Raw genomic sequence first — 10,069 nt, 5'->3', positions numbered from 1 at the left:
AGAGCGGTGAAGCTGAAGCGACGACCACCCTTGACGACCTTGGACACACGGTTGATGGTGACGACGCGCTCGATGTACTGGTTGCGCTCGTCCTGCTGGTTGTTGCGACGATCGTTACGGCCACCGCGGTCGTTGCGGCCGCCGCGCTCGTTGCGATCGTTGCGGTTGTTATCGGCGGAGCGTCCGCCGTTACGGTCACGTTCCGACATCACGCGTTCCTTCCGTTGGAGTTCATGGTGTTGGTGGTCATTAGAACTTCAGACCACCTTCGCGGGCGGCGTCAGCCAGAGCGGCGACGCGGCCGTGGTACTGGTAGCCAGCGCGGTCGAAGACGACTGCCTCGATGCCAGCTTCCTTCGCACGCTGTGCGATCAGTTCGCCAACCTTGGCGCCACGTGCCTTCTTGTCGCCCTCGACTCCACGGACCTCTGCTTCGAGGGTGGACGCAGCGCACAGGGTGTGACCGACGGTGTCGTCGATGACCTGAACGTGCATGTGACGAGAGGTACGGTGCACAACGAGACGTGGAGTCTCTGGGGTGCCGGACAGGGTCTTGCGGATACGGAAGTGGCGACGTGCGCGAGCGTTGCGACGGCGGGTGGAGATGTCCTTGCCCACCGGCAAACGCTGGCCTTCCTTGTTCGTTGCGTTGTTGCTCATTACTTACCCGTCTTTCCATCCTTGCGACGGACCTGCTCGCCTTCGTAACGGATGCCCTTACCCTTGTATGGGTCATCCTTCCGCAGACGGCGGATGTTAGCGGCGATCTGTCCAACCTGCTGCTTGTTGATGCCTTCGATGGAGAACTTGGTGTTTCCGTCGACGGCAAACTTGATGCCCTCAGGCGCCTCAATCAGGACTGGGTGAGAGTAGCCCAGTGCGAACTCCAGGTTCTGGCCCTTGAGCTGCACACGGTAACCCACACCGAAGATTTCCATCTTGATGGTGTAGCCAGTAGTAACGCCCACGACCATGTTGTTGATCAGGGAGCGGGACAGGCCGTGCAGGGAACGGTTCTTGCGGCGGTCATCGGGGCGGGAGACGACGAGTTCTTCGCCTTCCTGAGCCACGGTGATTGGTGCCGGAATCTCTTCAGCCAGGGTGCCCTTAGGACCCTTGACTTCAACGTTCTGGCCGTTGATGGTGACGGTGACGCCAGAGGGGACGGTCACCGGTGCCTTGCCAATACGAGACATGGTTAAACCTCCTCTTACCAGACGTAGGCGAGGACTTCTCCGCCCACGCCCTTGTTGTTGGCCTCACGGTCAGTCAGCAGACCCTGGGACGTGGAGATAATAGCCACGCCCAGGCCACCGAGAACCTTTGGCAGATTAGTGGACTTTGCGTAAACGCGCAGACCCGGCTTGGAAACACGACGCACGCCAGCGATGGAACGCTCGCGAGATGGGCCGTACTTCAGGTTAAGCTCCAGGGTCTTGCCGACGGTCTCGTCGTTAACGGAGTAGTCGGCGATGTAGCCTTCCTGCTTCAAGATTTCGGCGATGTTGGCCTTGATCTTGGAGGATGGCATAGACACGGTGTCGTGGAACGCATTGTTTGCGTTGCGCACTCGTGACAACATGTCCGCAATCGGATCAGTCATGGTCATGTGAAGTGACCTGTTGCCTTTTTCGTTACGGTTCCCGTGCTCACCCTTGATGAATCGCGTGTACCGCACGATCGCTGGCTACTCACGCTCCGCCTAACTCAGTAGTTAGGGGTGCTCGCTGCCTTTATCCGTGCGGCCGCTTCGGGCGAGGGGCCTGTAACAAAGTGGATGTACAGTTTTTCTCCCTTGTAGCGGGAGACTCTTTCCGCAGGTCATGTGGCATTCCCGGGATTTTGACGCGTTAGCGTCGAAAAAAAGAACATGGGGGTACCTACCTACGGCAAGACCTGACTAGCCTAGCAACCAGCTAAAACATGTCCAAATCCCTGCTCAGAAGCATAGAGCTGAGGTGTAGGGTCGGCGCCATTCAGGGCCGACCGACCTCACTAGCCGCACCTGCTGGCTCACACACTCACCTGCACAGCTCCACAATCCCTCCTTGTAGTACTTTGATTAGGCTTACCTTGTTCATATAAGCTTGCTCCCGTTAAGATCATGGACTTTCACGCGTCAAGGAGGGATGCATGGCTATCTCTACCCCGCATGCGCAATCCCCTTCTCAATCACACCTGGGGTCTCGCGCGGACGCTACTGCGGACGCTTCTGCCAGCGCTCCATCAGGTAAAATCCCGCGTCGCCTCGTCGGCCTCGGCGTCCTTTTCCTCCTATTGCTCGCCAGCATCGTTGCCAGCATCGTGTTTGGATCACGGCAGATCCCTTTTGGAGAAGTGTCCGCCGTGTTCCGCGATCTCGGCACGGCGTTCGGCCACGCGGAGGGGCTGAATGTGGATCAGCGCGTGATCGTCGAGCTCCGCATTCCCCGCACCCTGTTGGGCCTAGTCGCCGGTGCTGCCCTTGGCGCCTCCGGTGCATTGATCCAAGGGCACACGCGCAACCCTCTCGCGGACACGGGCATTCTCGGCATCAACTACGGTGCGTCCCTGGCCGTGGTTGCCAGCTTCTCCTTGCTGGGTGTGACGTCCGTGTGGGCTACCAGCATGTGGGCGTTCGGTGGGGCCATCGCTGCTACTGCGTTGGTGTTTAGTTTGGCGTCCATAGGAGGAGGACAGGCCAATCCAATGACGCTGGTCCTCGGCGGCGCGGCTTTGTCCGCGGTCCTCAGCGCCATCATCAGCGGTTTTATCCTCACTGACGATGCCAATCTGGATCGCATGCGCTTCTGGACCGTCGGCTCCATCGCGGGCCGGGATCTCACCGTGTTCTACGGCGTGCTGCCGTTTATCCTGGTGGGCCTCCTGCTGGCGTTCATCACGGCACCGCAGCTAAACCTCCTGAATCTGGGCGATGACATCGCCTCCGGACTGGGCATCAACACCCAGCGCGCCCGCCTGATTGGCATGGCTCTGATCGCACTGCTGGCCGGTGCCGCGACAGCTGCCGCCGGCCCCATCACCTTCATCGGCCTGGTGGTCCCGCACCTCGTGCGCGCCATCACGGGCCCTGATTACCGCTGGATCCTCCCTTACTCTGCCCTGACGGGTGCGGTGATGATGCTGTTCGCAGACGTGGTGGGCCGTCTGATCGCTCGTCCGGGCGAGTTGCAAGTAGGCATCATCCTCGCGTTCGTGGGCGCGCCGTTCTTCATCGCCCTTATTTATCGACGCCGGGTGGTGGCCATTTAATGAGTTCCCTCCTTGCCCGCCCTACCTCTTCCACTATCCCTGGGCGCCCGCCATTCCGCGTGGGCTCATTTTCTGTGGTCTGGCGCCCTCGCGCGTTGACGGTGTCTCTATTGCTGCTCGTGGCGATCGTCTTGCTAGCGGCGGTCTCCATCGGCCTGGGTGACTATCCTGTGTCCCCGGCTCGTGTGCTGGAGGTGCTGTTCACCGGCCAGGGCACCCGCATTGAGCGTCTGGTGGTTTTGGATTGGCGCATGCCTCGTGCGCTGACGGCCATTCTGGTGGGCTGTGCGCTGGGATTATCCGGAGCCCTCACTCAGTCCGTGACTCGCAATGCGCTGGCCAGCCCGGATATCTTGGGCTTCACTACGGGCGCGTCCGCGGCCGCGGTCACCGTCATCACTCTGGGTGGTGGCGCTGGTGGTTTCCTCGGCTGGCTCAGCAGCATCGGCATTCCCTTGGCCGCGGTGCTTGGTGCGGCTGTCACCGCAACGGTGATGTGGGCTCTGGCGTGGAGGAGATCGACTGATTCCTTCCGGCTAGTGCTGTTCGGCATCATCATCTCTGCTCTGTTGACCTCGTATATCAACTTCCTGATGATCCGCACGGAGTTGCGCGATGCCGCGGCCGCGCAGTTCTGGCTTACTGGCTCCCTGAGCACTGCGGACTGGTCCAAGATGTGGCCCATCGCCATTGTTGTGTTGGTGTTTACACCGCTGCTGGCCTGGATTGGTCACCAACTTTTAGCCACCTTGCTGGGCTCGGATACTGCACGGGCTTTGGGACAAAACGTCCAGGGTGTGCAGGTGCTTCTGCTCGCCGCTGCCGTGGCTTTGGCAGCAGTGGCGGTCTCGGCCGCTGGCCCCATCGGGTTCGTCGCCTTCGTGGCCCCACAGGTGGCGCTGCGCTTGTGCAACTGCTCTGCACCACCGCTTCTGGCCTCTGCGCTGACCGGCGCTGCGCTACTCCTGCTGGCAGATATCAGCACCCAAACTCTTCTGCCCGTAGAGCTGCCGGTGGGCATTCTCACCTCGGCAATCGGCGGTGCGTTCCTTATTTATTTGCTGGTCCAACGGAATAGGTCAACCACGGCATGAGAAAAGATCCCACCCTGGAAGTTAGCAGTGCCGCGAACAAAGAAGGACACATGACTCAGAAGCACAGCATGAGCGCACGCGGCCTCGCCGTGGGCTACGGCGACCGGACGGTCATCGAAGGCTTGGACGTGGACTTTCCTCGCGGGCAGATCACCACAATCATCGGCCCCAATGGCTGCGGCAAATCCACGTTGTTGCGAGCCATGTCTCGTCTCCTTCCGGCGAATGAGGGCGAAGTGCTGTTAGACGGCGCCGATATCTCATCCATCAGGCGCAAGGACCTCGCACGGACCATCAGCGTGCTGCCACAAACCCCTACCGCCCCGGAGGGACTCAACGTGGCTGATCTCGTCTCGCGCGGTCGGCACCCACACCAATCGTGGATCCGTCAGTGGTCGTCCACGGACGAAGCCGAGGTGCACAAGGCGCTGGAAATGACTGGCTCGATGGGGCTGGCGGAGCGCACCCTGGATTCTCTGTCCGGAGGGCAGCGGCAGCGTGTGTGGATCTCCATGGTTCTTGCGCAGAACACGGACATCCTGTTCCTGGACGAGCCCACCACCTACCTGGATCTGGCCACGTCGGTAGAGATTTTGGAGCTGGTGCAGCGTCTACGCCGAGAGCTGGATCGGACTGTGGTGATGGTGCTGCACGATCTCAACTTGGCTGTACGCTACAGCGATAATCTCGTGGTGATGAAGGATGGACAGGTCCTCGCCACCGGGCGTCCCAGCGAGGTCATTACCCCAGAGCTACTGCTCGAGGCGTTTGCCCTCAACGCGCTAGTCATCGAGGATCCTGTCACCGGCGGTCCGCTGATCGTCCCCAAGTGACGATCAGGGCTTAGTCCTCCATCAGCTCCTGGGCGGGAGTCTTCTTGGACTTCCGCCAGTTGATCATCGCGGAAATCACCACCGGAGTCACAGACACCAGCACGATGACGATGGCGATCATGTCGATGCGATCCGCAATGCCCGGGATATCCCCCAGCAGCACGCCAATGCCGACCATGCTGACAATCCACAGCACTGCACCCGTGACGTTCCATCCCACGAACTTCTTGTACGGCATCTCCGCGGTACCAGCGGCCACGGGAATGTAGGTACGCACGATCGGGATGAAGCGCCCCAGTACCAGAGCCAACGGCCCGTACTTCAGGAAGAAAGCCTCGGCTTGTTCGAGGTGCTCGGTTATGAGGATCTTGGCGTCGGGCTTAAACAACTTGCGGCCAAAGCGGTGGCCGAGCCAGAAACCTACCTGGTCGCCCAAGAACGCCGCGACGATGGCCACGCCCACCAGAATCGGAACGTTCAAGCCCAGCTGATCGCGCAAGATTGCCGCGGTGACCAGCATGGAATCGCCGGGGAGGAACGGGAAGAGCACGCCGGATTCAATAAAGATAATCAGCGCAATGCCGCCGAGCGCCCAGCCGCCAAAGTTCTGGAGCAGGGTGGTGGCGTCCATGAGGTCGCTTAAGTGCACAGGGAATCCCTTCTAGAAAACAACTGGTCTATTCTTACCCCGGTTTCTGACCGGAATACAGGCAGCTCGCCCCTAGCGTGCATCCGTTATCCCCATGAGTGCCCGTCCCCTAGCCAGCAACAGCAAAACCGCCCCAGCACGTTCATGCGGGACGGTTCGGCAGTTGATTCAGACTACTTCGTGGCGTCTGCCAACGGCTGCTCGATCTTGTCCAGCAGGTAGTTCAGGCTCAGCACGGTCTGCCATCCGAAGGCCTTTTCCAGGTCGCCTTCCAGGTAGACACTGTGTCCGTCCTTCACGGCGGGCAGCTTGCCCACGATCGGATCCTCGGTCACAGAAGCCTTGCTCTGCTTCGGAGAGTAAGACAGTTGATCCCACACCAGCACGTCAGAGTTGATCTGGTCTGCGTTTTCCTTGGAGACCTCACCGTAGAACTTGTCCTTGGTGATGCCCGCGTAGGCCGGGTTGATCTTGAATCCCAGCTCGGTGAAGAAGCGGCTACGCGGATCGCCCTCGGCAAAGACAGCCAGGCTCTCGTCGGAGACAGTGGCCACGCCGAGTTCCTTTTCGGCCCATTCTGGGTGGCGGCCCTTGAGCTCTGCGAACTTCTCCTTGACCTGCTCCACCTGGCGCTTTGCCTCTTCAGGCTTGCCCACGGCCTGCCCGATCTCTTCCGTGGTCACGTCCCATGGTTGCTGTAGTTCTTCGTATTCGCCCTTTTGTACGACGACAGGGGCGATCTCAGACAGCTTCTTGTACGTGTCTTCATCGATGTCCGAGTACACGGCCACGATGAGGTCTGGATTGTCCTTGGCGATGGCTTCCGCGTTGACTTCTGTGTCCTTGTCGATCCGAGGAGTGTCGCCCTCGATCTTGTCATTGGACCAGTTGCCCGCAGCCTGACCATCCGGGGTCATTCCGTCCCAGTACTTCACGGAGACAGGAGTAACTCCCAGCGCCAGCAGTGCGTCCTGATCCGTGTAGCCCAAGGAGACCACGCGCTGCGGGGCTTCCTTGATTTCGGTGGAGCCGTAGCGGTGCTCGATGGTGGTGGGGAATGCGCCCTGCTCGGCGTTGACTGCCTGGGAGTCCCCGGAATTTCCGGACTGGTCATCAGTCGAGCAAGCGGTCAGTGCCGCGCCCAAGGTCAGCACAGCAGCGGTGCTAACGAGAATCTTCTTGAGTGTCATTTTTCTCCGTTGTTACTGGTGACGGATTTCCGCGCGAGGCGTGGCCCGTACACAAAAGGGAAAGGTCAAACCTTTGGTTGGATATATCCAGCCCTATGTCCAAAGAATTCGGTGGCGGTCAGTTCCGAGTTGTCGTCGAGACGAACACGATCCAGAACAATCGCCGGCGCCGGCACGTTGGCACGGGGCGATCCACAGACCACCGCGATTCCTCCCTCGTGAGGGATGGTGACTCGGCCGGGGGTTCCGCCGAAGCGGCCCTGCGAGACGTGCGCGGAAAGCACGCGGACGCGCTGGCCTCGGAATTCAAAGTAAGCATTGGGGTACGGGTCGGACTGCGCCCTGACCAGCAAGGCGATATCTTCCGCAGGTTGGGTGAAATCTATGCGAGATTCCTGCTCGCCGCGCTTGTGGAAGTACGTAGCGCGGGTGGGATCTTGAGGTTGCGCAGTGGCGGTGCCTTGGGCGACGTCACTCAATGCGCGTTCCACGAGGGGCTCGATGAGGTCGATGGTCTTGGCCACGAGATCCGTGGTGGTGTCCTGCGGACCCACGGGGATCGCGCGCTGGGCAACGATGGGTCCGCCGTCCAGCACTTCATCCATCTCGTGCACAGTGACGCCCACGTGAGTTTCCCGGTTCAACAGCGCCCACAGGATGGGCGAAAATCCGGCGTACTCGGGCAGGAGACCATCGTGGACATTCAATGCGCCGTGCTTGGCCAGGCTGAAAACCTCGGGAGGAAGCCAGGTTCGCCAATTGTTGGCCACGATGATGTCTGGTGCAGCATCGCGCAACGCCTCAATGACGTCTTGACCCACGCGCTCAGTGACACACACCTGGAGCTCATGTTCGCTGGCGAGCTCCTCAACGGAGTCTGCCCACATTTGCTCATAAGGGTGATCGCTGGCAGGGTGCGTAACTACCAAAACTACTTCATGACCAGCATTGATGACCGCAGACAACGTCCGGTGTCCCCACGACTGATAGCCGAAAACAGCAACTCGCATGCAGGGGATGTTAGCTTAGGTTTACCTATGTAGTCAATGATGAAAGTGGCGCAATTTTCATGCCAGACTCCCCGGACGTGACCACCCTTCACCGAATCTCGGTGCCCGCGGATGCGGAAGCCCTCGTTTTCCCGGACCCCTACCGCTCGAACGTCGAGCTCACCGAATCGATGTCCACCGTCGATGTGCGCATCCCGGCGCACTCAGCAGTGACCTATAGCTTTCAATCCGGCGAGCTGAAATATCCCGATCCACATAACGCACACGGCGCAGGCCCACAGGCGAGCCTATTGAGCGGCGATTCTGTGGACCAGACACTCTGGCCGCCTCGCTCCCCAGAAGTCATCGCGGACTTGCCCGGCGCACGCCTGTCCATCGACCGGAAGGTATTCGGCAGGCGCTGCACCGCGCGCCTCGATGACCGCGGTGCGGATACCACCGTGGTGTTTTTGGATGGCGATGACTGGATCCATCTGCATGACCTCACGGGCGCACTGGACCGGGCAGTCACGGCAGGGCTTATCCCCCAGATCAACCGCGTCTTCCTGCCGGCAGCCAAAGACCGCAGCGAGGAGTACACCTCCCAAACATTCGCCAGCGCACTGGCCACCGAGCTTCCGCCGATCATCAACAGCAGCCACATAGTCCTGGTGGGGCAAAGCTTCGGCGGTCTCTCCGCCCTGCGCGCAGCTCTTACGGCTTCCACCGAAACCACGCCTGCAATCAAAGGAGCCATCGCCCAGTCCCCTGCCGTCTGGTGGTCCGCTGACCGTTCTGCAGAGCTCGCGGACACGCTCTCGGACGGGCCCGCAGGAGGCGACATTGCCGCACAGCTCACTGGCCCCTCACTCGAAAATCCTGCGGCTCACAGTGGCTCCGGTCTGGCACGCATCGTACTGACGTGCGGTGCAGAAGAGCCGCCCATGCAACGACACGTGGATGCAGTGGCCGATGCCCTGACACGCCGCGGCTTTCCCACCACCAATCACCGCACGCCCGGTGGCCACGACCCTGCGATGTGGCGCCACGGGATCATCCCGGCACTCGCCGAATTGCTGGGCTGAATCTACGAGCGCGCCTCCACAAACTCCGCCACGCGCTCGACTGTCCGCAGACCGTAGAATTCGCGCACGCCAACCTCCACTCCCAGCTCTCCACGCAGCAGTGCGCAGAGCTTGATGACCGCCATGGAGTGCCCACCCATGTCAAAGTAATCAGCATCCACCGGCACGTCCTCGGGCTCAATATCTAGCGATTCGGCAAACAGCTCCGCCGTGATCTCCTCGGTTTCGTTCGCCGGTTCGCGGCCCTTCTCCGTGATCCTTTCTCCCTCACCCAGTGCAGCAAGGTCGGTCTTTCCATTCGACGTCACCGGCAACTCATCCACGATCGACCATCGATCCGGGATCATGTAGCTGGGCAGTTCCTCGCGCAATGCATTACGCACGCCAGTCAGGAAACTCTGCCGCTCCCCCTGGTCCGCATCGCGCAGTTGTGGGGCCACGAGGTGACAGGCCAGGAGTGTGGCGTCGGATATACGAACAGGAACGGTCACGCAGTGGAGGATGCGGGGATCAACGCCGCGGGACACGGCGGCCGAGACGTCGCCGGGATCCACGCGGTGACCACGAATTTTCACCTGATCGTCGCTGCGTCCGAGGTACTCGAACATGCCATCCGCACGCACGCGGACGATGTCTCCCGTGCGATACATCCGCTCACCCGGGGCGCCCCACGGGCAGGCGACCATGGAGCTGGCGGTGCGCGCCGCGAGCCCATGATACTCCTGCGCTAAGCCGCTGCCCGCGAGGTAGAGCTCACCCGGCGCTCCTGTAGGAACGGGGCGCAACCACGGGTCCAAAACGAACGCCGCCGTGCGATCCACCGGCATTCCGATCACGGGCGTGGCGCTCTCATCCGTGCCAGCACCCAGGGCGTTGATGGTGTACTCGGTGGGTCCATAGAGGTTGTATCCGCGCACGTCATCGGCCTTTCGCAAGGTCTCCCACACGCCGTGCGAGACAGCCTCGCCGCCCAAGAG

Annotated in this window: 11 protein-coding genes and 1 pseudogene; 4 read left to right on the top strand and 8 right to left on the bottom strand. The window is 60.9% G+C overall.

Annotated elements, in window-relative coordinates; all coding sequences use genetic code 11:
• The 4 genes and pseudogenes from ADB02_RS01265 to rpsH all read right to left on the bottom strand — a co-directional run.
• Positions 1-209, bottom strand: a pseudogene (locus ADB02_RS01265) (30S ribosomal protein S5); the annotation flags it as partial.
• A gap of 40 nt (positions 210-249) precedes the next feature.
• Positions 250-660 carry a 50S ribosomal protein L18 gene (rplR, locus tag ADB02_RS01260; protein WP_035004242.1) on the bottom strand — a complete coding sequence of 137 codons (411 nt, stop codon included), beginning with the start codon at positions 658-660 and terminating at the stop codon, positions 250-252.
• A complete protein-coding gene (rplF, locus tag ADB02_RS01255) occupies positions 660-1,196 on the bottom strand; it encodes a 50S ribosomal protein L6 (RefSeq protein WP_035004244.1) in 537 nt (178 codons plus the stop codon). Before rplF ends, rplR begins: the two co-directional genes overlap by 1 nt.
• A 14-nt stretch (positions 1,197-1,210) precedes the next feature.
• On the bottom strand, positions 1,211-1,609 hold the full coding sequence (gene rpsH / locus ADB02_RS01250; protein WP_034986964.1) for a 30S ribosomal protein S8: 399 nt from the start codon (positions 1,607-1,609) through the stop codon (positions 1,211-1,213).
• Positions 1,610-2,133: 524 nt separating this feature from the next.
• On the opposite strand from rpsH, the gene ADB02_RS01245 reads away from it, so the two are divergent.
• Genes ADB02_RS01245 through ADB02_RS01235 form a run of 3 tightly spaced genes read left to right on the top strand, consistent with a single transcriptional unit; the run spans position 2,134 to position 5,179 of the window.
• Positions 2,134-3,252: a FecCD family ABC transporter permease gene (locus tag ADB02_RS01245; protein ID WP_005325331.1), complete on the top strand. Its 1,119-nt coding sequence runs from the start codon at positions 2,134-2,136 to the stop codon at positions 3,250-3,252.
• Positions 3,252-4,346, top strand: coding sequence for a FecCD family ABC transporter permease (locus tag ADB02_RS01240; protein WP_005325330.1), 1,095 nt, complete (start codon positions 3,252-3,254; stop codon positions 4,344-4,346). The genes ADB02_RS01245 and ADB02_RS01240 overlap by 1 nt, the downstream gene beginning before the upstream one ends.
• Positions 4,347-4,396: 50 nt before the next feature.
• Positions 4,397-5,179 carry an ABC transporter ATP-binding protein gene (locus tag ADB02_RS01235; RefSeq protein WP_019176090.1) on the top strand — a complete coding sequence of 261 codons (783 nt, stop codon included), beginning with the start codon at positions 4,397-4,399 and terminating at the stop codon, positions 5,177-5,179.
• A gap of 10 nt (positions 5,180-5,189) precedes the next feature.
• On the opposite strand, the gene ADB02_RS01230 is transcribed toward ADB02_RS01235, so the two are convergent.
• The 3 genes from ADB02_RS01230 to ADB02_RS01220 all read right to left on the bottom strand — a co-directional run bounded on the left by ADB02_RS01230 (position 5,190) and on the right by ADB02_RS01220 (position 8,028).
• Positions 5,190-5,828 carry a DedA family protein gene (locus ADB02_RS01230; protein ID WP_005325329.1) on the bottom strand — a complete coding sequence of 213 codons (639 nt, stop codon included), beginning with the start codon at positions 5,826-5,828 and terminating at the stop codon, positions 5,190-5,192.
• A gap of 173 nt (positions 5,829-6,001) precedes the next feature.
• The gene (locus ADB02_RS01225; RefSeq protein WP_005291893.1) at positions 6,002-7,018 is read right to left on the bottom strand and encodes an iron-siderophore ABC transporter substrate-binding protein; all 1,017 of its coding nucleotides are present in this window, start codon (positions 7,016-7,018) and stop codon (positions 6,002-6,004) included.
• Between the two features lie 65 nt (positions 7,019-7,083).
• Entirely contained in the window at positions 7,084-8,028 is a 945-nt protein-coding gene (locus ADB02_RS01220) for a methionyl-tRNA formyltransferase (protein WP_005325328.1), read from the bottom strand.
• A 77-nt stretch (positions 8,029-8,105) separates the two neighbouring features.
• Here ADB02_RS01220 and ADB02_RS01215 point away from each other — a divergent pair, with 77 nt between their 5' ends.
• Positions 8,106-9,092, top strand: a complete 987-nt coding sequence (locus tag ADB02_RS01215; protein WP_224784305.1) for an alpha/beta hydrolase — start codon at positions 8,106-8,108, stop codon at positions 9,090-9,092.
• A 2-nt stretch (positions 9,093-9,094) separates the two neighbouring features.
• Here ADB02_RS01215 and ADB02_RS01210 read toward each other — a convergent pair.
• Positions 9,095-10,069: non-ribosomal peptide synthetase (locus ADB02_RS01210; protein ID WP_049189427.1), on the bottom strand; the 975-nt coding region annotated here is incomplete at its 5' end.

The sequence above is a fragment of the Corynebacterium sp. 212_CJEI genome, from assembly GCF_001055915.1.
GTDB classification, from domain to species: Bacteria; Actinomycetota; Actinomycetes; order Mycobacteriales; family Mycobacteriaceae; genus Corynebacterium; species Corynebacterium jeikeium_D.
The sequence above is the reverse complement of the archived record's forward strand: the minus strand, read 5'-3'. Positions and strand labels throughout refer to the sequence as shown.

Bases quoted from the DNA above. Each gene is read 5' to 3' on its own strand.
- rpsH (WP_034986964.1), bottom strand. From the start codon at position 1,609: ATGACCATGACTGATCCGATTGCGGACATGTTGTCACGAGTGCGCAAC.
- rplR (WP_035004242.1), bottom strand. From the start codon at position 660: ATGAGCAACAACGCAACGAACAAGGAAGGCCAGCGTTTGCCGGTGGGC.
- ADB02_RS01240 (WP_005325330.1), top strand. From the start codon at position 3,252: ATGAGTTCCCTCCTTGCCCGCCCTACCTCTTCCACTATCCCTGGGCGC.
- ADB02_RS01220 (WP_005325328.1), bottom strand. From the start codon at position 8,028: ATGCGAGTTGCTGTTTTCGGCTATCAGTCGTGGGGACACCGGACGTTG.
- rplF (WP_035004244.1), bottom strand. From the start codon at position 1,196: ATGTCTCGTATTGGCAAGGCACCGGTGACCGTCCCCTCTGGCGTCACC.
- ADB02_RS01225 (WP_005291893.1), bottom strand. From the start codon at position 7,018: ATGACACTCAAGAAGATTCTCGTTAGCACCGCTGCTGTGCTGACCTTG.
- ADB02_RS01235 (WP_019176090.1), top strand. From the start codon at position 4,397: ATGACTCAGAAGCACAGCATGAGCGCACGCGGCCTCGCCGTGGGCTAC.
- ADB02_RS01245 (WP_005325331.1), top strand. From the start codon at position 2,134: ATGGCTATCTCTACCCCGCATGCGCAATCCCCTTCTCAATCACACCTG.